Source organism: Bacillus sp. AFS023182, from assembly GCF_002560575.1.
In the GTDB taxonomy this organism is placed as follows: domain Bacteria; phylum Bacillota; class Bacilli; order Bacillales; family Bacillaceae_G; genus Bacillus_A; species Bacillus_A arachidis.
This window is the reverse complement of sequence record NZ_NTRO01000060.1, coordinates 24538-49104: the sequence shown is the minus strand read 5'-3', so window position 1 is coordinate 49104 and position 24567 is coordinate 24538. Positions and strand designations below refer to the sequence as shown.

General features: G+C 35.1%; 27 protein-coding genes, 1 pseudogene and 1 riboswitch. Of the genes and pseudogenes, 18 read left to right on the top strand and 10 right to left on the bottom strand.

Annotation, left to right across the window (positions count from 1 at the left end):
* Positions 1 to 72 precede the first annotated feature (72 nt).
* On the bottom strand, positions 73 to 207 hold the full coding sequence (locus CN288_RS28975) for an RAxF-45 family protein (protein ID WP_016132219.1): 135 nt from the start codon (positions 205 to 207) through the stop codon (positions 73 to 75).
* Positions 208 to 624: 417 nt separating this feature from the next.
* Between CN288_RS28975 and CN288_RS22120 the strand changes: the two genes are divergently transcribed.
* Both CN288_RS22120 and CN288_RS22115 read left to right on the top strand, forming a co-directional pair.
* Complete coding sequence (locus tag CN288_RS22120) at positions 625 to 753, top strand: hypothetical protein (protein ID WP_026592742.1); 129 nt, start codon at positions 625 to 627, stop codon at positions 751 to 753.
* Between the two features lie 164 nt (positions 754 to 917).
* Positions 918 to 1691 carry a DUF4931 domain-containing protein gene (locus CN288_RS22115; protein WP_098303108.1) on the top strand — a complete coding sequence of 258 codons (774 nt, stop codon included), beginning with the start codon at positions 918 to 920 and terminating at the stop codon, positions 1689 to 1691.
* A gap of 40 nt (positions 1692 to 1731) precedes the next feature.
* Here the strand turns inward: CN288_RS22115 and CN288_RS22110 are convergent, their stop codons facing one another.
* On the bottom strand, positions 1732 to 2265 hold the full coding sequence (locus CN288_RS22110) for a transglycosylase SLT domain-containing protein (protein WP_026592740.1): 534 nt from the start codon (positions 2263 to 2265) through the stop codon (positions 1732 to 1734).
* A 284-nt stretch (positions 2266 to 2549) separates the two neighbouring features.
* Between CN288_RS22110 and CN288_RS22105 the strand changes: the two genes are divergently transcribed.
* Positions 2550 to 4196: a DUF2334 domain-containing protein gene (locus tag CN288_RS22105; RefSeq protein ID WP_098303107.1), complete on the top strand. Its 1647-nt coding sequence runs from the start codon at positions 2550 to 2552 to the stop codon at positions 4194 to 4196.
* A 67-nt stretch (positions 4197 to 4263) separates the two neighbouring features.
* On the opposite strand, the gene CN288_RS22100 is transcribed toward CN288_RS22105, so the two are convergent.
* Both CN288_RS22100 and CN288_RS22090 read right to left on the bottom strand, forming a co-directional pair.
* The gene (locus CN288_RS22100) at positions 4264 to 5028 is read right to left on the bottom strand and encodes a TatD family hydrolase (RefSeq protein WP_090694066.1); all 765 of its coding nucleotides are present in this window, start codon (positions 5026 to 5028) and stop codon (positions 4264 to 4266) included.
* A 562-nt stretch (positions 5029 to 5590) separates the two neighbouring features.
* Positions 5591 to 5962, bottom strand: coding sequence for a YxeA family protein (locus tag CN288_RS22090; protein ID WP_026592736.1), 372 nt, complete (start codon positions 5960 to 5962; stop codon positions 5591 to 5593).
* A gap of 249 nt (positions 5963 to 6211) precedes the next feature.
* On the opposite strand from CN288_RS22090, the gene nirB reads away from it, so the two are divergent.
* The 5 genes from nirB to CN288_RS22065 are packed head-to-tail and all read left to right on the top strand — an operon-like array spanning position 6212 to position 11580.
* On the top strand, positions 6212 to 8617 hold the full coding sequence (gene nirB, locus CN288_RS22085) for a nitrite reductase large subunit NirB (RefSeq protein ID WP_098303106.1): 2406 nt from the start codon (positions 6212 to 6214) through the stop codon (positions 8615 to 8617).
* A gap of 12 nt (positions 8618 to 8629) precedes the next feature.
* Positions 8630 to 8947, top strand: coding sequence for a nitrite reductase small subunit NirD (nirD, locus tag CN288_RS22080; RefSeq protein ID WP_026592734.1), 318 nt, complete (start codon positions 8630 to 8632; stop codon positions 8945 to 8947).
* A 59-nt stretch (positions 8948 to 9006) separates the two neighbouring features.
* Positions 9007 to 10431, top strand: coding sequence for a uroporphyrin-III C-methyltransferase (locus CN288_RS22075; RefSeq protein WP_098303105.1), 1425 nt, complete (start codon positions 9007 to 9009; stop codon positions 10429 to 10431).
* The gene (locus tag CN288_RS22070; RefSeq protein ID WP_090694054.1) at positions 10428 to 11138 is read left to right on the top strand and encodes a sirohydrochlorin chelatase; all 711 of its coding nucleotides are present in this window, start codon (positions 10428 to 10430) and stop codon (positions 11136 to 11138) included. Before CN288_RS22075 ends, CN288_RS22070 begins: the two co-directional genes overlap by 4 nt.
* The gene (locus CN288_RS22065; protein ID WP_090694050.1) at positions 11131 to 11580 is read left to right on the top strand and encodes a precorrin-2 dehydrogenase; all 450 of its coding nucleotides are present in this window, start codon (positions 11131 to 11133) and stop codon (positions 11578 to 11580) included. The genes CN288_RS22070 and CN288_RS22065 overlap by 8 nt, the downstream gene beginning before the upstream one ends.
* Positions 11581 to 11605: 25 nt before the next feature.
* Here CN288_RS22065 and CN288_RS22060 read toward each other — a convergent pair whose 3' ends face one another.
* Both CN288_RS22060 and CN288_RS22055 read right to left on the bottom strand, forming a co-directional pair.
* Positions 11606 to 12685 (bottom strand): hypothetical protein, encoded by a 1080-nt coding sequence (locus CN288_RS22060; protein WP_098303104.1) that lies wholly within the window; start codon positions 12683 to 12685, stop codon positions 11606 to 11608.
* A gap of 115 nt (positions 12686 to 12800) precedes the next feature.
* Positions 12801 to 13301 (bottom strand): YybH family protein, encoded by a 501-nt coding sequence (locus CN288_RS22055; RefSeq protein ID WP_090694046.1) that lies wholly within the window; start codon positions 13299 to 13301, stop codon positions 12801 to 12803.
* Between the two features lie 187 nt (positions 13302 to 13488).
* Here CN288_RS22055 and CN288_RS22050 point away from each other — a divergent pair, with 187 nt between their 5' ends.
* Complete coding sequence (locus CN288_RS22050) at positions 13489 to 13584, top strand: DUF3948 family protein (RefSeq protein ID WP_090694043.1); 96 nt, start codon at positions 13489 to 13491, stop codon at positions 13582 to 13584.
* Positions 13585 to 13654: 70 nt separating this feature from the next.
* Here the strand turns inward: CN288_RS22050 and CN288_RS22045 are convergent, their stop codons facing one another.
* Positions 13655 to 14260 carry a lysophospholipid acyltransferase family protein gene (locus CN288_RS22045; RefSeq protein ID WP_026592728.1) on the bottom strand — a complete coding sequence of 202 codons (606 nt, stop codon included), beginning with the start codon at positions 14258 to 14260 and terminating at the stop codon, positions 13655 to 13657.
* Between the two features lie 293 nt (positions 14261 to 14553).
* Here CN288_RS22045 and CN288_RS22040 point away from each other — a divergent pair, with 293 nt between their 5' ends.
* Positions 14554 to 14649, top strand: a complete 96-nt coding sequence (locus CN288_RS22040) for a DUF3948 family protein (RefSeq protein WP_081811068.1) — start codon at positions 14554 to 14556, stop codon at positions 14647 to 14649.
* 72 nt (positions 14650 to 14721) lie between these two features.
* On the opposite strand, the gene CN288_RS22035 is transcribed toward CN288_RS22040, so the two are convergent.
* Positions 14722 to 14862, bottom strand: coding sequence for a YrzO family protein (locus CN288_RS22035; RefSeq protein WP_081811067.1), 141 nt, complete (start codon positions 14860 to 14862; stop codon positions 14722 to 14724).
* A gap of 27 nt (positions 14863 to 14889) precedes the next feature.
* Positions 14890 to 15858, bottom strand: coding sequence for a DMT family transporter (locus tag CN288_RS22030; protein WP_139265598.1), 969 nt, complete (start codon positions 15856 to 15858; stop codon positions 14890 to 14892).
* Positions 15859 to 15996: 138 nt separating this feature from the next.
* Here CN288_RS22030 and CN288_RS22025 point away from each other — a divergent pair, with 138 nt between their 5' ends.
* Positions 15997 to 16863: a LysR family transcriptional regulator gene (locus tag CN288_RS22025; protein ID WP_098303103.1), complete on the top strand. Its 867-nt coding sequence runs from the start codon at positions 15997 to 15999 to the stop codon at positions 16861 to 16863.
* A 257-nt stretch (positions 16864 to 17120) separates the two neighbouring features.
* Entirely contained in the window at positions 17121 to 17225 is a 105-nt protein-coding gene (locus CN288_RS22015; RefSeq protein WP_081811066.1) for a DUF3948 family protein, read from the top strand.
* A gap of 64 nt (positions 17226 to 17289) precedes the next feature.
* Here CN288_RS22015 and CN288_RS22010 read toward each other — a convergent pair whose 3' ends face one another.
* Positions 17290 to 18237 (bottom strand): substrate-binding domain-containing protein, encoded by a 948-nt coding sequence (locus tag CN288_RS22010; protein ID WP_098303101.1) that lies wholly within the window; start codon positions 18235 to 18237, stop codon positions 17290 to 17292.
* Positions 18238 to 18370: 133 nt separating this feature from the next.
* On the opposite strand from CN288_RS22010, the gene modA reads away from it, so the two are divergent.
* The 6 genes and pseudogenes from modA to CN288_RS30265 all read left to right on the top strand — a co-directional run.
* Complete coding sequence (gene modA / locus CN288_RS22005; RefSeq protein WP_026592724.1) at positions 18371 to 19177, top strand: molybdate ABC transporter substrate-binding protein; 807 nt, start codon at positions 18371 to 18373, stop codon at positions 19175 to 19177.
* 5 nt (positions 19178 to 19182) lie between these two features.
* Positions 19183 to 19860 (top strand): molybdate ABC transporter permease subunit, encoded by a 678-nt coding sequence (gene modB, locus CN288_RS22000; RefSeq protein ID WP_090694031.1) that lies wholly within the window; start codon positions 19183 to 19185, stop codon positions 19858 to 19860.
* Positions 19861 to 20370: 510 nt separating this feature from the next.
* Positions 20371 to 21222 carry a GRP family sugar transporter gene (locus CN288_RS21995; RefSeq protein ID WP_026592722.1) on the top strand — a complete coding sequence of 284 codons (852 nt, stop codon included), beginning with the start codon at positions 20371 to 20373 and terminating at the stop codon, positions 21220 to 21222.
* Positions 21223 to 21381: 159 nt separating this feature from the next.
* Positions 21382 to 22185 carry a pyrroline-5-carboxylate reductase gene (gene proC / locus CN288_RS21990; protein ID WP_026592721.1) on the top strand — a complete coding sequence of 268 codons (804 nt, stop codon included), beginning with the start codon at positions 21382 to 21384 and terminating at the stop codon, positions 22183 to 22185.
* Positions 22186 to 22449: 264 nt separating this feature from the next.
* Positions 22450 to 22554: riboswitch (SAM riboswitch) on the top strand.
* Positions 22555 to 22696: 142 nt separating this feature from the next.
* Positions 22697 to 24337: a peptide ABC transporter substrate-binding protein gene (locus tag CN288_RS21985; RefSeq protein ID WP_098303100.1), complete on the top strand. Its 1641-nt coding sequence runs from the start codon at positions 22697 to 22699 to the stop codon at positions 24335 to 24337.
* 11 nt (positions 24338 to 24348) lie between these two features.
* A pseudogene (locus CN288_RS30265) lies at positions 24349 to 24506 on the top strand (peptide ABC transporter substrate-binding protein); the annotation flags it as partial.
* Positions 24507 to 24567 lie beyond the last annotated feature (61 nt).

Genomic DNA, 24567 nt, shown 5'->3' with positions numbered 1-24567 from the left:
GGTTTTTGGCATAGAAAAAGGAAGCAAAATAGCCCCCTTTTCACACGTCTTATAAAATGGGTGAAGAGATTTCTATCGTTCAATAGCTACTATGCAATTACTAAAAAAGGGCATACGTATCCCGTTAGCAATCACATCATGAAAAATCGCACGACAAAAATAGATAAAATCTAAAAATTTTGCGCGCGCAGCTAAAGAACGTTTCATCTCATTCACTCCTTTCGTACGGAATTTAATACTTACTTCTTTATTATACTTTCCCATTTGATGTTTGAATAGTCATTTTTCTGAAAATAATGAAGATAGACTAAACATTTCAACAAATTACATCCAATCTTACAAAACTGTTATGTTCACGTAATGGAAAGCGATAGTACGAAATGACTCCTCCTTATACAATAAAGATGTAAACAAGAGACAGATAACGGGAGGAATTAATCATGATAAAAGATATCGTAAAAGCAATCTTCGAGGTATTAGTAAATGGACAAGCAGTTGTAAAAGAACTAAACCTACTATAAAAAGGAGTGAATGAAAATGATGAACATGGTAAAAATGATTCTACATGCTTTAATTGACGCCAAAGCAGTTAGCCAAGAATTAAATGAACAATAGAAAGGGGAAATGAATATGAAGAAAGCCATCTTTACAATTGTAGGTACAATCTTTGCCTTACACACACTGAAAAATAGAAAAAAGAAACAGAATGAAAATACGCTATATTATCCATACACATTATTACAGAAAAAATAAAAGACCAGATACCCTCATATAATTAGGATATTTGGTCTTTTGTTTTTTCTATTAAAAGTTGTGGCCCCTTCCTTCTCATTTTCTCACTATAAAGGATTTCTCCTTTCTTTTCACGAATATAGTAGACGGGAATTTTACATATACTTTCAAAGGGGCATATACGAATGGATACACAACAACTTTATTTTTTAAATGATATCGGCAAGCAAAAACCGGAAAGCATCCGTAATAAAAATACAGCTTGTCCTTTTTGCGATACGGAAAACCTTACTGATCTTTTAGAAACAGACAGCTCTATCATCTGGTTACAAAATAAATTTCCAACACTGAAAGATACGTTCCAGACAGTTCTTATCGAAACGGATAATTGTGATGATCATATTGCGACCTACACATCCGAACACATGAGAAAGTTAATTCGCTTCTCTATTAAACATTGGCTAGCGTTAGAAAATAGCAATAAATTTACATCTGTTATTTTGTATAAAAATCATGGTCCATTTTCAGGTGGAAGTTTGCATCATGCGCATATGCAAATCATCGGAATGAAATATGTAGACTACCAGGAAAACATAGCACCTGAAAACTTTCAAGGCGTGACTGTAAGAAAAGACGACCAAATTGAACTTAATATCTCTACACGACCAATTATTGGTTTCACCGAGTTTAACATTATCATTGAAGACATAAAAGCAATCGATATGATGGCACATTATATTCAGCAAACTGTGCGTTACATACTAGCAGATTTTCATAAAGGATGTAGCAGCTATAACTTATTCTTCTATCATCTTTCCGGAAAGATTATTTGTAAAGTGGTTCCTCGTTTTGTTGTTTCACCATTATATGTCGGTTACAAAATTCCACAGGTTTCTACCAAATTAGAAGATGTAAAAGAGCAACTTGAACGATATTTTATACATACAGATAAAGAATGATGAACTTTCTTCATAAAAAAACAGAGTAGGTGTTTAGCACCTACTCCTTCATTGTCCCTTTATTTCGATAGTACACGTCCTCTAGCCCAACGTTATACTTCATATTTTGATCCGTCCACTCAGTCCCTAGATTGCCAGGCCAACCGGACGTATTTGCTATATATTTTAGTAATTCAAGGTCTGTCAGTCCTTTTTGTACACCTCTTTTATACCCTTTCATTAAATGAGGCATTGCAATTTGGGCATTTGTCCGTGGATCTTTCAACTGCTCGTCCGTTAAGTTATCAGGAGCAAGCCCCCCACCTCTATGTAACTGAAACAATCCAAAAGAAGTGCCATTGTCTCCAACACTCCGTGGGTTGAAACGACTTTCATGCTCGGCAATTGTAAGAGGTATCCATTCTGGCAGATTTACTTTCTTTGCTTCTTCAGTAATAATTTGCTTCATTTGTTTTACTTCCTCTGAATCAACATAACTTGTTTGATTCATGAATCTTTCCATTCCTTCAGACTCTCCTTGAAAATACAAATACACCCCAAGAACAACTAAAAACCCTACAAAGAATTTTTTCACTACCTCTACCTCTTTCTATGCTGAAATTTGTCCCCTTTCAGCCTTTCCTTACAATCACCTGCATTCTATTACTCTTAAATCATACCAAACAATCATCCACCTTCACATCATGCTTTAGACTGGTTTTCTGAAAAACAAATTATGAAACTTTATAAAAAATGTAACATTCCTTCCCATCTTTTCTATATGTAATGTTTTCCAATATCCATTTCAAATGGATTCCATCTTTTCCTTTATATATAATTGTAAATTGAATTCCACACAAAGAATAGGAGACTATCTACATGAAAAGAAAGTTATTACTTTTTCTCACTACTTTACTACTCATTCCTATCCATACCTCTGCTCAAACAACAAAAAAACCAAAAGTATTGGTTTTATACAGCGCAGAAAACGGACAAATTACAAATGATATACAGATTTTAAATACTTTAATAGGCCATTTTACAAATGATATAACCATAAAAAATTCAAAAAAAGCAAATGAAGTTACTACCCCTTCTTATACGCATGTGATTTACGTGGGCGAAAAAAAAGAGCAAATCTCTGCTGAAACGAAACAATTTCTAGAGAGCTTTTCAGGGCCTGTACTATTTCTTGGTCAAAACATAGAACAATTACCTAATCGTTTTTCTTTTATTACATTAAAAAAAGAAGATATAGGAATTAACACTATAACGTACCCAACACATCAACTTAAAAATAAATTACATGAGGAACGATTAATTAGACAACTTGATACAACCGAAAAACCTCTTGCATATGCGCTAAGCTCAAACGGGACATATCCCTTTATCGTGAAACAAAATCAATCCTATTATGTAGCGACATCTCAGCTTTTTGATTGGACATCTCATTATGTTGGTGAAATGCTCTTTTCTTATTTTCAGCAAAGTCCTGAAACAAATAAACATAGAGCTTATTTACGCTTAGAAGATATTCATCCGGCATCAGATATAAAACAATTAAAAGAGATTGCCGAGTTATTAAAGGGAAAAAAAATCCCCTATATGCTCACTGTTATCCCAGTCTACACAGATCCAGATACAGGAAAAACAATCCATTTACAAGATAAACCAGAATTAATAGACGTATTACGTTTTATGCAGGACAACGGTGGCTCCATTGTGATGCATGGCTATACCCATCAATTTTATGATAGTGAAACAGGTGAGGGTTTTGAATTTTGGGATGTAAAAACGGATCAACCTATCCTTTATCCCAATCATGAACAATTGAAAACGAGACAGGATTTTGAATCAGATGCTTCTTATAACGAATACATAGAAAACGGTAAAAAATTCGAAGAAACATATATAACAGAACATATTGAAAAAGGAATTGAAGAACTCACAGTAGCTAAATTATACCCACTCGCTTTTGAAGCACCGCACTATGCAATATCACAAAAAGGATACGAAATATTATCACGTTACTTTTCAACTTATATAGGGCAATTACAATTAGGTGATACAACATGGAAAACTATGCACTCACCAGCCTTTACAAGTACACCATCATTTTTGCATGGAATGAAGTTGCTTCCTGAAACAGTCGGTTTTATAGAAGAGGGAAACACTCATGCTTCTACTGAAATGAAGGAACGTGCATTATCATTTACAAAGCTATCAGATGGGATAATCGGTGCCTTCTATCATCCATACTTAGGGATTAAACCTTTCAAAGAACTATTAAGTGAATTAGAAAGTATTCCAAATATAGAATGGATCGATTTACAAACAGAATCGAATAAAGTGAAGACGAGGGATATCCACATTACTTCTAATAAAGATGGGATCGAGATTGATAAGCCTTTTTCCTTAAGTAACACGATGAACACCCTACAAAAGTATGGCTTTTTTCTCATCCTTGGAGTTTTCTTGATTGTATTTCTTTTATTAATACAACGTGCAAAACAACTTGAATCCTAGAACAATACCAAGCATCAACTCGTGCTTGGCATTGTTTATTCCAAATATAAGCGAGACCTTTTATCTACTACCTTTTCAAATAAAATTGAACTGTATTTTCATAAATTTTCTCTGCAACCTTATCTATAGGAATATTTTTTATCAAACTTATTTCTTTTAATACATCTTGAATCATACTTGGATGCGTCATGACATTCTCATAAAACCGCCATGGTCCATCAGTTTCTACCATTATATATTCTAGCGGATAGAACGATACGATTTTTCTAATTTTCTCCTTCTGTATAATATCCGGTGTAATAGAAATATAGTACCCATTTTGAATCATTCGTTCCATCGTTTCATTACTTCCCTTAAACCAATGAAAATGCGCACGTGAAATCTCATACTGTTCAAGTACATCACATACAATATCAGCATCTTCATAAACTGCATGTAACACAATTGGTAAGTCGTACCGTTTTGCTAAAGCCACAAACCTCTCCAATATTTCAATGTAAGGGTCTATTGCAATATCTTTCTTTTCTTGCCGTAAATAATATGGTAAGCCAATCTCACCTATCGCAACAAGTCGTTCTACATTTGCTTCAATTAACTTATAAATTTGTCCACATTCTTTTTTATTAATCATCTGTTCTGGATGAAACCCCAGTGCCGGATATACAAATGGATATTGTTTTGCTAAAGATAATGTTTTTTGACAAGAATGATAGTTCATTGATACTGCAACTAATCCATCAATCTCACCACTTCTTTTCACATCATCAATTAATTTCATTTGCTCTTTATTCTCATATTGGTCCAAATGTATATGACTATCAATCCACTTCATTCCTATCACCTCTCACATCTATTTTAATATGCTATTCCACATGAAAAGCAATAAAAAAACAAGAAGGGATCTCCTTCTTGTTTTATCATCTATATTATTTAACAATTAAGTTTGTAATTATATCAAAAAGTCCAATACATATTGCGGCAACAGTAAAGTAGCTACAGAAATCTTTTATCTGAAACTTCACTACTTCTTCTTTTCGCATCCCATTCTTCTCCCTTCTTCGTATCTCCCTAATTTCTTATCTTTTTCTATTATGCAAAAAATATGACAAACAAGCCATCGAATTAACTTACGTAAACCTTACAATGTTGTAAGGTTTAAAAAAATAGCCCCATCTCTCTATGAGATAAGGCTTATTCAATAGTTAGTTGGTTTTCAAACATTCATCATCATTTCAAACAGAAAGTTATATTTTTAAACTTTCTACTTGTATTGTAATAGAATTCATAAATAACAACTATTGAATTATCTTACACATACATTACAAAACTGTAAGGTACCTGTAATGTAATTTAATAGTTACTCTTACAAGTATTTCGCACATGAAAAGTTTACTTTATCTCGTCTCTATAATCTTACTTCTCGCCTGCACAGGTATATTTTGAGGCTCAATCTCTACTAACGATTCACCATAACGTCCTTTTGCGAAAACTTTCAATGTTTCATCCTTTTTTAGCATATGTTTTACAGTTTTCTTTATCTTTTGTTCTCTTCCTTTTTCGTCATATGCAACAAATTCATATTCGTACCAATCATCGCCAATGTGCTGACCGATACTATTTACAACCGTATAATATTCCTTCGTTTTATAAAATGGATTATATTTATCAATTACTGGACCAAACTGTGTTGGTAGGAGCAGTACAATCGCAGCTACTATCGCAATTCCAGTAATAATCACTCGCTTTTTTACTTTTTCCCACCCCAAGGTAGTAACCTCCTCACACAATATGTGTTCTATAAACTTATTTTAAAGAGAAGCGCTCAATTATGCCATTCAATCCTCTTACATTTCCCTTACATTTTTGTAAGAATTCAAGTGAGGTTTTATATTATTTTTAACAATTTGTGAATCCTCCAAAACTGTGATAAACATCACACCCTCCATTTTCCAAAGATTTTATAATACGAGTATAAAAGATTGTTAAACATTTCACATTTAAGAGGGGAAATGAATATGAAAAAACGTTTAGTCATGATCGGGAATGGCATGGCCGGCATTCGCTGCATTGAAGAAATTTTAAAACAAGATACGAAGCTTTATGACATTACTATTTTTGGTGATGAACCTCATCCAAACTACAATCGTATTATGCTATCTCACGTCTTACAAGGAAAAACAAATATCCAAGATATCATTATGAACGAATACAGTTGGTACGAAGAAAATGATATTACACTGTATACAAATGAAAAGGTAAAAAATATTGATCGTGAAGAACAAGTTATTGCTACAGAAAAGAATCGAATTGTTATGTACGACAAACTCATTATTGCAACGGGCTCTAGCGCTTTTATTTTACCTATTGAAGGTTCAGAACTTCCAGGTGTAACAGGTTTTCGGACAATAGAAGATACCCAATTTATGATAGATGCTGCTAAGCAATATAAAAAAGCCGTTGTCATTGGCGGAGGATTGCTCGGTTTAGAAGCAGCACGCGGGCTTATTGACTTAGGAATGGATGTACACGTTGTTCATTTAATGCCTTACTTAATGGAGCAACAACTTGATGCTAAAGCTGCTTCATTACTACGTGAAGACTTAGAAGCACAAGGCATGAAATTTCTTATGGAAAAGAAAACGGTGAAAATTCTTGGTACTGACCATGTTGAAGGAATTCAATTTGAAGACAATAGTATTGTAGCATGCGATTTAGTGGTAATGGCTGTTGGAATACGACCTAATACACAGTTAGCAAAAGATGCTGGTTTAATTGTAAATCGCGGCATCGTTACAAATGATTACATGCAAACAGATGATGAATCCATCTATGCCGTTGGTGAATGCGCAGAGCATGATGGGATTGCTTATGGTCTTGTTGCTCCTCTATATGAACAAGGAACCGTATTAGCAAAACATATAACGAACTCACAAACAGATGGATATGCAGGAAGTATTGTGGGTACACAACTTAAAGTTGCAGGATGTGATTTATTTTCTGCTGGACAAATTTATGAAGATGATAGGGCAAAAGCAATCTCCGTCTTTAATGAATGTACTCGTTCCTATAAAAAAGTATTAATTCGTGACAATAAAGTCGTTGGCGTTGTTTTATATGGAGATACTGCTGACAGTACACGCCTCTTTAGTATGTTAAAAAAGGAAGAAGATATACAAGAATACACACCAGCTTCTCTTCTTCATAGAGCTGGCGAAGAGAATGGCCTTGACGTTGCAAGTATGAGTGCTGACGACACTGTTTGTGGATGTAATGGTGTTACAAAAGGAACAATTGTTCATGCCATTTTAGAACAAGATTTAAACACCTTTGAAGAAGTAAAAGGGTGTACAAAAGCTGCTGGTTCATGCGGAAAATGCCGTCCTATTGTCGAACAAATTTTATCCCATACACTCGGTGATAGCTTTGATGCATCTGCTCAAAATGTAGGTATGTGCGGATGTACAACTTTGTCGCGTGACGAAGTTGTCGCAGCAATTCATGAGAAAGGATTAAAATCACCAAAAGAAGTACGAAACGTCCTTAGTTTCGCACATGAAGACGGCTGTTCCAAATGCCGTCCTGCATTAAACTACTATTTGCGTATGGCACGTCCAGAAGAATATGCAGATGATAAATCATCCCGCTTCGTTAATGAAAGAATGAACGGTAATATTCAGCATGATGGCACATTTTCCGTTATTCCTCGTATGTACGGCGGTGTTACTACTGCAGATGATTTAATGAAAATTGCTGAAGTTGCGAAAAAATACGATGTGCCGCTCGTTAAAATAACAGGTGCAAGTCGAATCGGCTTATACGGTGTTAAGAAAGAGGATTTACCAAAAGTTTGGGCTGACCTCGATATGACTTCTGGTTATGCCTATTCGAAATCCCTTCGCAATGTAAAATCATGCGTCGGTTCTCGTTTCTGCCGCTTCGGTACAAAAGATTCATTAGGCCTTGGTATGTTACTTGAACAATCGTTAGAAATGGTAGATACACCGCACAAAATGAAAATGGGTGTAACCGGTTGTCCACGTAACTGTGCAGAAGCATTAACGAAAGACTTCGGTGTCGTTTGTGTTGAAAATGGATTCCAACTTTATATTGGTGGTAACGGTGGTACAGAAGTTCGCGAAGCTGATTTTGTAATGATTGTCCCTACAGAAGAAGATGTGCTTCGCATCGCTACAGCTTATGTACAATATTACCGTGAAACCGGTATTTACGGTGAACGAACAGCCCCTTGGGTAGAACGAATGGGATTAGATCATATAAAAGAAATGCTGCAAGATGAAAACATGGTCACTACGCTAAATGAACGTTTCCAGCAGGCCCGCAACACATATGAAGAAGCTTGGGGACAAGCGCTAGAAACCAAATCATTAAAAGCCATGTATGAAGTAGAAACTGTAAAGTAAGGAGCGATCTACATGTTGCAAACAAAAGAAAAAATAAAAATAATGCATGCAGAAGACCTTCCAGTGCAAATCGGTAAGGAAGTGCGAATTAAAGATATATCCATCGCCTTATTTCGTCTTTCAAATGGTGATATTCACGCTGTAGAAAATCGGTGTCCTCATAAAAATGGACCTTTAGCTGAAGGGATTGTTTCTGGAGAATTCGTCTTCTGTCCATTGCATGACTGGAAAATTTCATTACTAACAGGTGAAGTTCAAAAGCCTGATGATGGCTGTATTCAAACATATGAAGTAGAAGTTATTGATGGTGATATTTATATATACATGTAGCTTGTACAAGGAAGCCCCTTTTAGGCTTCCTTTCAAGTAAAAACAGATGAGGTGTAGAGATGAACGGATACGTATATTTAGTTGGCGCGGGACCTGGTGATGAAGGACTGATTACAAAAAAAGCAATAGATTGCCTAAAGAAAGCTGATGTTGTTTTATATGATCGCTTATTGAATCAAAATTTACTTCGCTATACAAAGCCAACATGTGAACTCGTATACTGCGGGAAAATGCCAACGAATCATATTATGCGACAAGAAATGATTAACGCTCATTTAATTCAGTTTGCAAAAGAAGGTAAAACAGTCGTCCGCTTAAAAGGCGGAGATCCATCGATTTTTGGCCGCGTTGGCGAAGAAGCGGTAACTTTAGCAGCAGAAAACATTCTATACGAGATTGTTCCAGGTATTACATCTAGTATTGCCGCTAGTGCGTATGCCGGCATTCCTCTCACCCACCGAAACTACAGCAATAGTGTAACTTTGTTAACCGGTCATACAAAAGGAGCGATTAGCGCCCAAGTAAATTACAGTGCTCTTTTAAATAGCGATACAATTGCCTTCTACATGGGGGTTAAAAATCTACCCGTAATTTGTGAAAATTTATTACAAACAGGAAGAAAAAAAGATACACCAGTAGCAGTCATTGAATGGGGTACAACTGGAAAACAACGAGTTGTTACAGGTACACTCTCCACAATCTTGGATGATGTAAAAAAAGAACAAATTTCAAATCCATCGATGACAATTGTTGGTGAAGTGGTGTCCTTACGAAAACAAATTGCCTGGAAAGAGCACAAGCCACTACACGGAAAAAAAGTTTTACTTTCCTCTGCAACAAACAAAACAAGTATACTAGCACAAAAGTTACAAACAGCGGGCGCAGAAATACATCAAATACCAACCTTCAAAAAACAAAAATATGTATTAACACCTGCGCAGATTAGTGAAATTTTTAATGCTGAGCGCCTTGTTTTCTGCTCAGCTGAAAGTGTAGCAATCTTATTCCAATCATGTGCACAATATCAAAAAGATATTCGTTCCTTACAAGCAACATTGCAGTATATGAATGTCGCTACACAGAAAGCACTTATGCAGTATGGGATTTTAAGTGTACCTGCAACACTTAAAAGCGAAACAACCGTATATTTAGGGCGAAATATTAATCGAATTGCTATCATTCAAGAAAAAATTGGTACAGGTTCTTATATCATGACACATGAATATAAAGTTGATCATCGTTTTGATGAGATTCATACACGTACACTGACTGAATTCTCATGGGATAGCATCATATTTGAAGGCCGTGCCGCAATTGATACGTTTATAACAGAAGTAAACCGCCTTGGCTTCACAGATATTTTGAATTTACCATTTTCCTATATCGATGCACCTACTTTACAATATGCAAATAAAGTCGGATTCCATCATATCGATCATCAGCTGCAAGCTATCATCGATGAGAAAGAAGTGGTGGCACCATGAAAGGCATCGTTTATATTGGACACGGTAGCAGGTTACAAGAAGGCAATGAACAATTTATTCACTTTGTTAAGTCCGTTATAAACGAGCGAAGTGAAAACATCCAAAAAATTGGATTTCTTGAGCTAACAACCCCAACCGCCCAAGATGCGATTGTAGAAGCAATCACTGAAGGTGCAACTGAGATTTTAATTGTCCCTGTTTTATTATTTGCGGCGGCCCATTATAAGCGTGATGTTCCTTTTGAAATTGAAAAAATAAAAAGGCACTATCCACACATTACAATTTCAGTTGTACCACCTTTCAGTACGCATCCGCTTATGATTGAACTTGTAATAAAACGAATACGTGAAGCTATGCCCATAGAAAGTAGTGAAATCTTACTTGTCGGCCGTGGTAGTAGTGATCCTCAGCCTATACATGAATTAAAGCAAATTGGATCAGTAGTCGAGCAAAAACTCTGCTTGCCTGTTTCCTGTTCCTTTTTAACAAAGGGAACACCTTCTTTTACTGATGAACTCAAGGAAAAGGCAGCATCTGCAAGGCATGTATATGTCATGCCATATCTTCTTTTCACCGGCTTATTACTTCAGAAAATAAATCGGTATGCAAACAAATACCCTAACGTTACAACTTGTAATTGTCTTCAATTTGATTCCTACATGAAGGCCGCTTTATTAGAACGAATGGAGGGATACGTATATGCATAACATGTATCCTATTATGTGTAATCTACAGGGCAAAAAGGTTGTGATTATCGGTGGTGGAAAAATTGCATATAGAAAGGCAGCTGGATTAAAAAACACAGGAGCTTTTGTCACTGTGGTGAGCCCAAATATTTGTGAAGAAATGAAGACCCTTCCCTATATTAAATGGAAACAAAAAACATTTGCAGAAGAAGACATTAAAGATGCGCACCTCGTCTACGCTGCTACAAATCACCATGATATAAATATGATGGTTAAACAGGCCGCACACGAATTTCAATGGATTAATGTCGTAAGTGATGGTAAAGAATCATCCTTTCATACCCCCGCAGTTATTCGCAGTGATGAATATGTAATAAGCATATCCACATCGGGGAAAAGCCCCTCCTTTGCAAAACGAATCAAACAAAAACTAATAAAGAGCCTTCCTCAAATTATAAAATAAAAAAGATGANNTCATCTTTTTTATTTTATAACGTATTTACATCCTTTTTGCTATCTTGCTCTTTCTTTTCAGGCTGATAGAGAAATACATGCTCCTCAAATCGGCTTTTTTTATCACCTTCAAAAGTTGCTCCGGCTACAAATTTAATAGCAAACTCTTTTGCCTCGATCATTGGAAAACTGATTACATACTCTTTTGCTTCACCATCTTGAACATATACATCATTTACTCTCGGTAACTTATCGCGGTCTAACGGAGGAATTTTTTTACCATCTTGTATAATAACTGTACTGTTTGGATACGTATCCATCTTCCGTCCAGTTCGATTCTCAATCCTTACTTTTAGTGTAATTCGATCCCCAGTTAATTTTTTATAATCAAATTCGCCTTCTAAAATTTGTACAGTATACCCTTCAAAATCAATTCGATTTCCATTTACAGTTGTTCCGCCTTTAATAACGTCGGCATTCTCGACATATTTCGCTCTTATACTTTCAATTGATTGAGGAGGTTGATTTTGATTACCTTTCTCCTTCAAACTATCCTTTTCTTTATCTTGAGCAGCAGGAGATTTTGAAGAACTTGTACTACCTTTATTTTCATTCGCTGAAAATAATTCATTTAGAGATTTAATTTCTTTTCCATCCAATGTTTTTATCGATTTTATTGCCGTACTTTTTATTTTCCATTTTTTACCCTCCTTATCAAGTGTATGCACGGATTCAGTTACATTATCTTTATAATACTCATTTTTCATTCTACTCTTTGTCTCTTGTTTCACTTCTACAGTTGCATAATCATCCGAATAAGAAAGTACTTTTACCTTTTTTAAACTGGCTTTTAAATCAAGTGCTTCAAACATCTGTTTTGTTGTTTTTTTTGAAATTTCATAACTATAAACCTCACTCGAAAGCGTGTCTAGATATCCGTCCAAGTCTTCTTTGTTAAATGCTTCTACATTCTCTTCTAATGCTTGTTTCACTTCTTTTTCTACATTACTCTCTTTAGGCTCCGCATTACTTTTTGTAGAACATCCCATCGTCCCAAGTAATAAGACACCCGCTAACAACGACATTCCCCACTTTATATGTACTACTTTTTTCATATTAAATCCCCTTTATTTTATAGAATTCAAAATTAATTAACAATATGAATTTTTCTGTTATTTTTAGGTGCACGCTATTACTAGATTTCCTCTTTCTTTATTCCACATTTTAATGTTAAGATTCTTTTTTAGTTCTCTCTTTTAATAAAGACTCCCCATCCAATGTCTCAGCAGTTAACATCCCTTGACTTGTAATGACCCATTTATCCTTTTCCTTTTCTAATACAAAGCGCGTCTTTACAACATTATCTGTATACTCTACACTCTTATCCTTATTTTTAGCTGTTGTTTTTGCCTCTATTGTTGCATATTTATCATTTATAGATAAAACCTTCATCCGATCAATTGTAATTTTGACATCATACTCATCTAATAAATTCTCATTCTCTTCTTTTATTGCATCATATACAAATATATCTTTCGAATATGTTTTCATATAAGCATCAGTATCTTTCTGATTAAATGCTTTTACTTGGTCTGAAATTACTTTTTCTACCTCTTTTTTTGCTTTTGCATTTTCATCTTCTTTCTTTTTTTCTACACCACAGCCACTTATCCCTAATGCAAAAACCATACAAGTTAATACTCCGTATTTTTTCTTACTTAATTTTCCCATGATGTTCCCCCTTTTAATTCCCTTAATATTCCACCAATATAGTTTATCATAAAAATGATTACTAAAATGAATTATCTCTTACAAAAATGTAATCTTTCTGTAAGCTAATTCGATAGTGACTACTCTCTATATCCCATACAATTAAGTCAGAAAGTAACAACAAACATTCGAGTAAGGAGAGAATATAATGAACAACATTACTTTTAACAAATTTGACTTTATTGGACTAGCTAGCGGCTCTGCTCTTCTTACAGCTTTCATTTATGCTGCTACGCTTATATAATTTTGTGTCCCCTTCTCCTTTATATAGATAGTAATAGAAAAGACGACCGCCTATGCCCGGTCGTCTTTTCCTATTTGCTATTTTTTTTCAATGTTTCTGTTAATTTTTCAAATGTTTCGTTCAATTGATCCGTCATCATTTTCATCGCTGTTTTTCGATCCACTGTTTCTCCCACTTCCGCTTGAATTGGATCACCGAAAATCAATTGTGCTCTTTTCCCTTTCATTAATTCTTTTACACTAGAGGGCCCAACATAAGCAGCTGGCACTAACGGAACATTAGAACGCATTGCAATTGTAACAGCTCCCGCTTTCAAAGAAACATCTTCTGTTGATCTCGTTCCACTTGGAAAAATCCCTACTACTTTACCTTCTTTTAATAAACGGGAGGGAATTTTTAGTGTACTTGGCCCTGGATTTGCACGATCCACTGGGAAAGCATTCACATTCTTAAAAAACCAATTTGTAAACTTGCTTTCAAACAATTCTTTTTTCGCCATATAATGAATTTCTGTCGGATACATGCCTGCAGCTAACATTAAAACATCCATAAAGCTTGTATGTGTACAAGCAACAACATATGGTCCTCCTTCAGGTAACTTTTCTTTCCCCTGAATCTCTACTTTTCCAACCGTTTTAAATATATATTTCAACGAAAATGTAATTGGCTTATACATTCGTTTCGTTCCTTTCTCCATATCAAAGGTTTAATCATTCTCTTACAAGAATTATAACACTAAGTTTTAGTAGTTGGTATTAAAAATAAGTGACAATTTGTAAAAATTAATTCTTACAAAAGTGTAATCTTTCTGTAAGCTAATTCGATAGTAACTGCTCTCTACATTTTATACAATTAAGTCAGAAAGTAACAAACAACCATTTGAAAAAGAGCAGACACGCATGATGTTCTCCGCTCTGATCGATGCAAAAGCAGTTACTCATTCATTAAACAAGTAAGGAAAGAATATCTATGAATAACATTACTTTTAACAAACAAGATTTTATTGGATTAGCTAGCGGCGCGACTCTTCTTACAGCTTTCATTTATGCTGCTACGCTCATATAAATTTGTGTCCCCTTTCCCCTTTATATAAATAGTAATAAAAAGACGACCGTCTATGCCCGGTCGTCTTTCTTATTATGCTTTTCTTTCATGTAATTCTTTTAACAATTTTATCATTTCTGCTTGTTGTTTTATCTTCTTACGGCCATTTCGATTAATCGCTGCAAGCTCACCGGCAATTCCAACAGCAAAGAAAAACAATAAACTTTCTAACATATAGAAATCCCCCAAATGCATTGTCTATTAGACAGCTTGGCGTAACTGCTCCTCTTGCAAAATATGCTTATTTTTATTTTCTTCTTTACGCTGACATACATTATTTCGGATGAGTGCTGTAATAACAAGCAGTGTTCCTACTATATCAAAAATTGTTATTTTATATCCTTGTATCATCATAATGACCAATGTAGTAATTGGCACAAAGTTAATAAATAGAATCCCGTTTATAGATGATAAAATTTTTACGCCGTAGTTCCAAGTAAGCAGTGCTACAATACCTGGTAATGTCATCATAAACAATAAATCGTACTTGACGATAGAAATCGTTTCCATACTCGGTACCAGCACATATCCTAACATTGTAATTATCATCGTTATGACACCTGTTACAGCAGTCCCAAATAAACACGTCAATGTAGAATAGCGAAGTGTCGACCAGTCACTAAAGGATTGACCCCCCATCGTATAAACTACCCATCCCACAACACCGATAAAAATAAATGCTAACGAAAACAGATTATCTTTCAATGTAAGAAAGAAACTCATATCACCTTTCGTAATAACAAAAACAGCTCCAATAAAAGCTATGATCATACCTGTCATCATATATTTTTTCGGTTTGATATGCTTATATCCCCATAAGATGCAAATTGAAATCATCGGCATAAGTGCTTCCATAATAGATGCTACCATAACCCCAGGTTTCCCCATTAACATTTGTCCTAAGAAAACAAGTACATTATATACAGTAAATGCCATTGTTCCGAAGAAGACGAGTAGCTTTCCTTTTCCTTCTAAACGAAATGCCTCCTTGCCTTCTTTCATCAATAATAGTAAAACTAACGCTATCGTTACTGCCCCGTAACGAATGAATGAAAAATAAAATGGATCTATATACTCTAGTGCATGATCTGCAACTGGAAACATTGCTCCCCATGACATGCTTGCGATTAAACATGCCAGCGCTCCTATCATCATTTGGCCTTTTCTCACCGTAATCCCCCGCTTCTATGTAACTCTTGATGCATTGCACAATGAGAATTGTAAAAGAAAAAATATATCACGTAAAATGATTCAAAATGATGTTAACTATCATTTATAATGATAGTTAATATCAAGGAGGAATACGTAGTGGAATTACGAGACTTACAAATCTTTCAAAGCGTAGCAAACCACGGCAGTGTTAGCAACGCAGCAAAAGAGCTGAATTATGTACAATCTAATGTAACAGCACGCATTAAACAATTAGAAAATGAGCTCAAAACACCCCTTTTTTATCGCCATAAAAAAGGGATGACATTAAATGCAGAAGGCAGAAAAATGCTTGTTTACGTTCATAAAATTTTGCAAGATATTGAAGAATTAAAACAAGTATTTCTAGATAATGAGACTCCATCCGGCATTTTAAAAATCGGTACAGTCGAAACAGTACGTACGTTACCTACTATCCTATCTTCTTATTACAAAAAATACCCAAATGTCGATTTATCACTGCAAGCTGGTTTAACAGAGGCGCTTATTAAAGAAGTAATCGATCATCAATTAGATGGCGCTTTTATATCAGGCCCTATTAAACATCCATTATTAGAACAATACGATGTTTGTACAGAGCAACTTGTCCTCGTCACACAAAATAAAGCTTTTCATATAGAGGAATTTATTACAACGCCACTTCTTGTCTTTAATCAAGGATGTGGATATCGTTCCAAACTAGAACGCTGGCTCAAAGATGAAGGATTGCTTCCAAAAAGAATTATGGAATTTAACATACTAGAGACCATTTTAAATAGCGTTGCACTCGGCCTTGGGATTACACTTGTACCACAATCGGCTGTTAGGCATCTTTCTGCTATGGGCAAAGTTCACTGCCATCCGATCCCTGAAAAGTACGGGAGCATTTCAACTGTCTTTATACGCCGGAAAGATGCCTATATGACAAATTCGATGCGTAGCTTTTTAAAAACAATTGAAGAGCATCATCATATCAATATGCTTTAAGAGACATTCTTACACGAATGTCTTTTTTTCTTACAAAACTGTAATTCTTACGTAAGCTAATTCGATAGTTACCCCTGCCTATATTTCATATAATTAAGACAGAAACAGGGCAACAACAAACATTCGAAAAGGAGCGGATACGCATGATGAACAAAATGAAAACAAACAAATTTCTAAATACAATGAGCATGGTGCTATCCGCTCTGATTGATGCAAAAGCGGTTGCGACTATATTAAACAAATAAGGAGAGATTACAATGAACAACATTACTTTTAACAAATTTGACTTTATCGGACTTGCAAGCGGTGCAGCTCTTCTTACAGCTTTTATTTATGCACTTGCTCAAGGACTTGTCTTATAAAATTGTTTCCCCTATCCCCTTTATATAGAAAAAGCTGCTCGTCTTATATAGACAAGCAGCTTTTTCAATTTGTTTCATATATAATTTGACCTGTGTTACTTATATCATATCCGCCAATTGCTCGCAGTTCATTTTGAAATTCTGTAGATTGTAATATTTCTTTCACTGCTTCAATAAGTTGTTCATTTTCTTTATTTTTTAAGATTACCAAGTCATATTGTTCTTTCATCAGCGGAATAAAATCTACATTCACAATTTGCGCTACCTTTTCTGAACCTACGCCAACATCAGCTTTTCCGTTAGCAATTTGCGAGGCAATTCCAAGGTGATTTGACTCTTCCCAATCATATCCTCGAATATTTGCTTTCGCTATATTTTGAATTCTCACTTGTTCATCTACTAACACTCGAATTCCTGATCCTTTTTCACGATTCACAAATTGAATCGATGAATGATTCAAGTCAACCCACGTTTGTATTCCTTTTGGATTTCCTTTTTGGACATAAAACCCTACATTTCTTGCTAGTAAGTTTATGACAATACAAGGCTGTCCAACTAAAATTCGTTTTACATACGGAATGTTATATTCCCTTGTATCACCATCAAACAAATGTAAACTAACGATACTTCCTTCTCCTTGAGACATTTTAATTAAGCTCATTAAACTCCCCTGATAAGCTCGGAGCATACTAGAGCCTGGTAAAAGTCTTTCAAGATGCTTCGCTAGCATATCTAATGTTAACTCTTGCCCACTAATGACACAGGAAGCTTTTCCATCCTTCTTCTCTATTTTTATAGAAACATCTTGAATCTTCCCAGTTTTCATTTGCTTAATATATTGTTCTAAATCCGCTGCATCAATGCGCATTTGTCTACCAACTCTGTAAGAAGGGAGTTTACCTTTTTTAATTAAATCATACACTGTTAACTTTGAGACTTTTAATCGGTTTGCTACTTCTTCCGTTGTGTAGGAATGATGATCCATAGACGATTCCTCACTTTCTCTTTTCATTGTAACAAAGAAAGAAAATTTCTCCTATATTTTCAAAAAGTGATTTACTTCACATTATATTTAATTATATCTATTTATAATTAAATATAATTAGTTATAATTAAACAGAAGAAAGAGAAAGGGGATTTTATTTATGAACAAATTTACATTACGGTACATTGGGGTATTCATGCTTTCTTTCCTTCTTATATTTAGCACTGCTTGTACAAGTGGAGAAAAGAAAGAAAAAACAAATGCTAAAGAAAACAAAACAGTTGAACTTACAATATCTGCAGCTGCCAGTTTACAAGATGCTTTCAAAGAAATCGAAAAACAATATAAACAAAAAGAACCCAATATAAAGCTTTCCTTTAACTTTGGCGGTTCTGGTGCACTTCAGCAGCAGATTGAACAAGGAGCCCCTGCTGATTTATTCTTCTCTGCAGCAGAAGATAAATTTCAAACACTTGTAAAAAAAGGGATTATTAATGAAAAAGAGGGGAAAAATCTTCTTGGAAATGAACTTGTTTTAGTCGTTCCAAAAGAAAGCTCTATTAAAACATTTCAAGAGTTGAAAGAAGATAAAGTAAAGAAATTAGCAATCGGTACACCTGAATCCGTACCAGCTGGAAAATACGCAAAGGCTTCTCTTACACATGAAAATCTATGGAACGATCTACAAAACAAAATTGTATTTACAAAAGACGTCCGCCAAGTGTTAACATATGTAGAAACAGGTAATGTAGACGCTGGTATTGTATACAAAACTGATGCTCTTATTTCAAATAAAGTAAAAATAGCTGCTGCAGCACCCGCTATTTCTCATGAACCTATCCACTATCCTGCAGGAGTTATAAAAGAATCCAAGCATAAGAAAGAGGCGACTTCATTCTATGAATATTTACAGTCAAAAGATGCACAATCTATCTTTAAAAAATATGGATTTACAATCCTCCCTTAACTACTATGACATTTGATACACTTTGGTCGCCTGTTTTTCTTTCTTTACGAGTGGCCGCACTCGCTACCATTATTGTTATGATTTTCGGCACAGTTATTGGACGAGTGTTAGCGCGCTCTTCGCGGCGTTATAAAGTGTTGTTAGAAACTATTTTTCTATTACCAATGGTGCTTCCACCAACTGTTATTGGGTTTTTTCTCATTATTATTTTCGGGAATAACAGCCCAGTTGGTAAGTGGATTGAATCATTATTTCAACAGTCTATTATGTTTACATCGTGGGCTGCTGTCATCGCTTCAACAATCGTTTCATTCCCACTTATGTATCAATCGGCAAAGACAGGGTTTTCTATTGCAAACGAGCAAATTGAGGACGGTGCCCGTGACCTTGGAGCTAGTGAATACCAAGTCTTCGTACATGTCACATTGCCACTGGCATTCCCCGCATTACTTAGCGGAATGATCTTAAGCTTTGTACGTGCACTTGGGGAATTTGGAGCAACACTTATGTTTGCTGGTAACATTCCAGGAAAAACACAAACAATTCCTACAGCCATTTATATGGCAATTGATGCAAGTAACATGCAGTTAGCTTGGACACTAGTTATCATAACAGTTGGTATGTCACTCATTTTCTTACTATGCATTCAATTCATTAATAAAAGAATCACTTCTTTAAAGTAGCTTTCGACAAAAAGCTGCTTTTTTATTTCCCGAAAAATAAACTATTTTGTAGAATGAAATACTTTGTTCTCACCTTACAAATTTGTAATCTTACTGTAAGCTAATTCGATAGTTTCTATTACCCGTATTTTATATAATAAAGTCATAAAGTAAAGCGAATGGGAATTGGATTGTCCCCCCCTTCCCATTAGTAAAAAATTAAGCAACTTTATTTCCCCAATCCCCTTTATAAAGAAGACCTCAAATTTGAGGTCTTTTTTTATTTAAAAAATAACAGAATCTTGATATTTATAGAAATATACATTCTATTTGAATTTACTTTCAAAAAAGGGCACTTTCCTGTTATCATATGAAGGTGTTTGAAAAGATGAAGAAATGAAAACGCATTTATATCGTAAATTCTTCATCCTGTTTTAGCGATCGGTAATCTTCTACTTTCTAGGTGGGAAATTACCGATCGGTAGAACGAACTTAATTATATCAGTATAACAAAAAGAAAGGAGTCTTGTAATGGACATTTTATTAGCGCTTCTTCCTGCACTTGCATGGGGAAACATCTTATTAGTAAGCGTAAAAATGGGCGGTGGTGCATATAGCCAAACGGTGGGTATGACAATCGGTGCTCTATTCTTCGCAACAATCATGTATGTATTTACTCAACCAGCTTTAACGATGACAATCTTAATTGTCGGCTTCATTTCAGGTCTATTCTGGGCTTTAGGACAAGTAAATCAATTAAAAACAGTTGAAAAACTAGGCGTTTCAACAACCGTAACGATTTCTACTGGTATGCAACTTGTTGCGACTTCTATCTTTGGAGTTATTGCTTTTCATGAGTGGACTACTACTACTACGATTATTATGGGAACGATTGCAATTCTGTTAATTGTAATTGGTGTTGTCTTTACTTCATTAGATGATAAAGAAAATGCACAGCCACCGGGACAACTGAAAAAAGGACTTTTAACTTTAATTGTTTCTACTTTTGGTTACCTTGTATATGTAATTATCATTCGTTGGTACAATATCGATGGTTGGTCTGCTATTTTACCGCAAGCAGTTGGTATGTTTGTTGGTGCAGTGGTACTGACAGCTAAACATAAACCGTTTAACAAATACGCAGTTCGTAACACATTGTCTGGTTTACTATGGGGAACAGGGAACTTATTCTTACTTCTTTCATTACCACGAGTTGGAGTAGCAACAAGTTTCCCATTATCTCAAACTGGTATCGTTATCTCTACATTCGGTGCAATTGTCTTCTTAGGAGAAAAGAAAACGAAACGCCAAATGGTATTTATTGCACTAGGTAGTGTTTTAATTATCGGTGGTGCCGTTCTACTTGGTATGACAAAAGCATAATTACACAAGCTATGAATCAAACCCTCGAAGCATATCTGCTTCGGGGGTTTCCTATTATTCATTATGAAACTCTCTTTATAAGACTTTTCTTTTTACAACACTCTCTCCAAAATGTTATCGTTTTTTATACCATATTCTAAGCAGGAAGGAATAAAGGATATGCCAAAGAAAAATAGAATTTTATTTATTGGTGCCGGTCGTATGGCGGAAGCAATCTTCGTAGGACTGCTTAAAACAAGTAATGAACACATCGAAGAAATTATTGTATCCAATCGAAGTAACATAGAGAAACTTGAGCAATTAAAACAAAAATACGGAATCTCAATTATACATGATTGGAAACCGTGCATTAAAACAGTAGATACTATTGTTTTAGCGATGCCACCAGCTGCACATGAGCAGTTATTAGCGGAATTATCACCTCTTCTGACCCATCAGTTCGTCGTAACAATTGCCGCGGGAATTGGTCCATCTTATTTAGAAGAAAAACTTCCTCAAGGTACACCCGTTGCCTGGATTATGCCAAATACAGCAGCAACGATTGGAAAGTCTATTTCCCTTTATACAATGGGGCACTTCCTAAATGGAGAGCATCAAGAAACACTGCAACTACTCTTAAAAGGAATTGGCACATCCCAGCTTTGCACAGAAGAAGAAATTCATCAGCTTACCGCTGTTACTGGAAGTGCACCTGCCTTCCTCTACCACTTTGCTGAAAGCTTAATTGAAGCAACAAAAAACTATGGAATCGATGAAACAACAGCAAAACATCTTGTCATTCAAATGATTGCTGGCTCTGCTGCCATGCTAGAACAGGATCAAGACCCAGCTATGCTTCGTGAACAAGTGACAACACCAGGTGGTGCAACTGCAGAAGGCTTAAAAGTTTTATATGAATATAATTTTTCGAAATTGCTTCATCAAGCAATTGAAGCAACAAACAAAAAAGCTAGTGGGAAATAATTACGACATGAAAAGGCTGTTAAGCACTGAAGATATGAAAGCAATTCATTAAATGAAAATCACCGCATTAGTCCAGGCCTTGATAATTTCGACTTTAAAAACGTGAGCACTGTGTAATGACACAGTGCTCTTCCTTTTTATGTCCTTATTTAAAAAACTGAAAATTTAAACTATATTCCATTTCGTTGACAGTCAATTCATCAAGGTGTAAGATTTTGAATAATCAAAGAAACAAAAAATTAATACGAACAATTATGTTTACTCATTGTATCAAGAGAGGTGGAGGGACTGGCCCTTTGAAACCTCGGCAACAGGTTCACTTTGAATACTGTGCCACTTCCTGCAAGCATTATGCTTGAAAGATAGAATGAGAGACTTCGTTTATATACAGGTACGTGCCTTGTAAACAAAATTCCCTCTTTCTCGATAAGAAAAGAGGGAATTTTTCTTTCCCTCAAAGTTGTTCATTAACCATTTTTTAATACCCAAACAATTTAGGGAGGAATTTTACATGAAAAAAAATTTTGTACCTGCTGTTGCATCCGTTTTAGGAGCAAGTATTTTATTAACAGGATGCGGTAGCTATAAAGAAGAGGCCAACGGAGCAAACGCAAAAGATAAAGCTCCTGATAAACAAATATTGAACTTAGCCACTGGCACAGAAATACGTACAATGGACACTGCACGCGCTACAGATACTGACTCTGGTCAAGCAATGAGAAACGTATTTGAAGGTTTATATAACCTCGGTGAAGGAAATAAACCTGTTCCTGGCGTTGCAAAGTCTCATGAGGTAAGTCCTGATAAGACAAAATATACATTTCATTTACGAAATTCAAAATGGTCAAATGGCACACCTGTCACAGCGAATGATTTCGTTTTTGCTTGGCAACGTGCAGTTGACCCGGCAACAGCTTCTGAATATGCATTTTTATTCTTTGATATAAAAAATGCAAAAAAAATTAATAGTAAAGAGCTTCCGGCTGATCAGCTGGGTGTAAAAGCAATTAATGATCATATTTTTGAAGTTGAATTAGAGCGTCCAGTCCCATACTTTATTAGCTTAACTGCATTCCCAACATTCTTACCAATTAATGAAGAATTCTTTAAATCACAAGGTAATAAATATGCATTAGAAGATAATAAGCTTATCTATAATGGAGCCTTTACACTAAGTGATTGGAAACATGAACAAAGCTTTAAATTCAAGAAAAATACCAACTATTGGGATAAGAATAATGTGAAACTTGAAGAAATTAACTTTAATATTGTCAAAGACCATTCAACAGCCGTTAACTTATATGAATCAAAACAAATTGATCGACTTACTTTAACATCTGATCTTGTTGATAAATATCGTAAAGATAGTAACTTTAAAGAACGTCCTGATGTTGGGGTACAATTTGTACGTATGAACCAGAAAAATAAAACGTTACAAAATATAAATGTCCGCCAAGCTATTGATAAATCGATAGATAAAAAGGCATTTGTAAATATTCTCTTAAATGATGGCTCTCTTCCTGCTTATTCTCTAGTTCCAAAGAATTTTGCAAAGGGACCAAATGGAAAAGATTTTCGTGAGGAGAATGGCAATTTAACGAAAGAAAATACAAAAGATGCTCAAAAATCCTGGAAGCAAGCAAAACAAGAATTAGGTTCTGATAAAATTTCAATTGAATTATTAACAAGCGATAATGACCTTTCGAAAAAAACTGGTGAATATTTAAAAGAACAGCTAGAGAAAAATTTAGAAGGATTAACAGTAAGTATTAAGCATCAGCCACGCAAACAACAAGTCACATTATTATTACAAGGAAATTATGATATTGCTATCGATGGTTGGAGCCCTGATTTTGCTGATCCAATTACATTCTTAGAGTTATTTACAACTGATAACCCATATAATTTAGATCACTATTCCAACAAAGAATTCGATGACTTAATCCAAAAAGTGAAAACCGACTTAGCTGGTGATGAAAAGGCACGTTGGGAAGCCTTGAAACAAGCAGAAAAAATCTTATTTAAAGATGCCGTTGTCTCTCCTCTTTACCAAAATGGAACAACATACTTAGAACGTTCCTATGTAAAAGGAGTGGTTGAAGTTGATTTTGCGGGACCACTTAACTTCAAATGGGCTAACATTGAAAAATAAAGTGAAGCGTAAATGCTCAACATGTTATTAACCAAGCAATGAACAAAAAAGCGTATGTAAATACTATCTTGAATAATGACGCTATTCTTGCCGCTAATTTGTTCCTGCTAAATTTGTAAAAAGCCCTTATGGAACATACTTCTGTGTAGAAAATGACGCATTAGTAAAGCTTCAATTATAAGAGAACAGGGTATCCTTTTGAAGGATACCCTGTTTCTTTATGCTTCTTT

Coding starts and splice junctions, on each gene's coding strand:
- CN288_RS28975 (WP_016132219.1), bottom strand. CDS start 207: ATGAAACGTTCTTTAGCTGCGCGCGCAAAATTTTTAGATTTTATCTAT.
- CN288_RS22120 (WP_026592742.1), top strand. CDS start 625: ATGAATATGAAGAAAGCCATCTTTACAATTGTAGGTACAATCTTTGCC.
- CN288_RS22115 (WP_098303108.1), top strand. CDS start 918: ATGGATACACAACAACTTTATTTTTTAAATGATATCGGCAAGCAAAAA.
- CN288_RS22105 (WP_098303107.1), top strand. CDS start 2,550: ATGAAAAGAAAGTTATTACTTTTTCTCACTACTTTACTACTCATTCCT.
- CN288_RS22100 (WP_090694066.1), bottom strand. CDS start 5,028: ATGAAGTGGATTGATAGTCATATACATTTGGACCAATATGAGAATAAA.
- nirB (WP_098303106.1), top strand. CDS start 6,212: ATGAAAAAACGTTTAGTCATGATCGGGAATGGCATGGCCGGCATTCGC.
- nirD (WP_026592734.1), top strand. CDS start 8,630: ATGTTGCAAACAAAAGAAAAAATAAAAATAATGCATGCAGAAGACCTT.
- CN288_RS22075 (WP_098303105.1), top strand. CDS start 9,007: ATGAACGGATACGTATATTTAGTTGGCGCGGGACCTGGTGATGAAGGA.
- CN288_RS22070 (WP_090694054.1), top strand. CDS start 10,428: ATGAAAGGCATCGTTTATATTGGACACGGTAGCAGGTTACAAGAAGGC.
- CN288_RS22065 (WP_090694050.1), top strand. CDS start 11,131: ATGCATAACATGTATCCTATTATGTGTAATCTACAGGGCAAAAAGGTT.
- CN288_RS22060 (WP_098303104.1), bottom strand. CDS start 12,685: ATGAAAAAAGTAGTACATATAAAGTGGGGAATGTCGTTGTTAGCGGGT.
- CN288_RS22055 (WP_090694046.1), bottom strand. CDS start 13,301: ATGGGAAAATTAAGTAAGAAAAAATACGGAGTATTAACTTGTATGGTT.
- CN288_RS22050 (WP_090694043.1), top strand. CDS start 13,489: ATGAACAACATTACTTTTAACAAATTTGACTTTATTGGACTAGCTAGC.
- CN288_RS22045 (WP_026592728.1), bottom strand. CDS start 14,260: ATGTATAAGCCAATTACATTTTCGTTGAAATATATATTTAAAACGGTT.
- CN288_RS22040 (WP_081811068.1), top strand. CDS start 14,554: ATGAATAACATTACTTTTAACAAACAAGATTTTATTGGATTAGCTAGC.
- CN288_RS22035 (WP_081811067.1), bottom strand. CDS start 14,862: ATGTTAGAAAGTTTATTGTTTTTCTTTGCTGTTGGAATTGCCGGTGAG.
- CN288_RS22015 (WP_081811066.1), top strand. CDS start 17,121: ATGAACAACATTACTTTTAACAAATTTGACTTTATCGGACTTGCAAGC.
- CN288_RS22010 (WP_098303101.1), bottom strand. CDS start 18,237: ATGAAAAGAGAAAGTGAGGAATCGTCTATGGATCATCATTCCTACACA.
- modA (WP_026592724.1), top strand. CDS start 18,371: ATGAACAAATTTACATTACGGTACATTGGGGTATTCATGCTTTCTTTC.
- modB (WP_090694031.1), top strand. CDS start 19,183: ATGACATTTGATACACTTTGGTCGCCTGTTTTTCTTTCTTTACGAGTG.
- CN288_RS21995 (WP_026592722.1), top strand. CDS start 20,371: ATGGACATTTTATTAGCGCTTCTTCCTGCACTTGCATGGGGAAACATC.
- proC (WP_026592721.1), top strand. CDS start 21,382: ATGCCAAAGAAAAATAGAATTTTATTTATTGGTGCCGGTCGTATGGCG.
- CN288_RS21985 (WP_098303100.1), top strand. CDS start 22,697: ATGAAAAAAAATTTTGTACCTGCTGTTGCATCCGTTTTAGGAGCAAGT.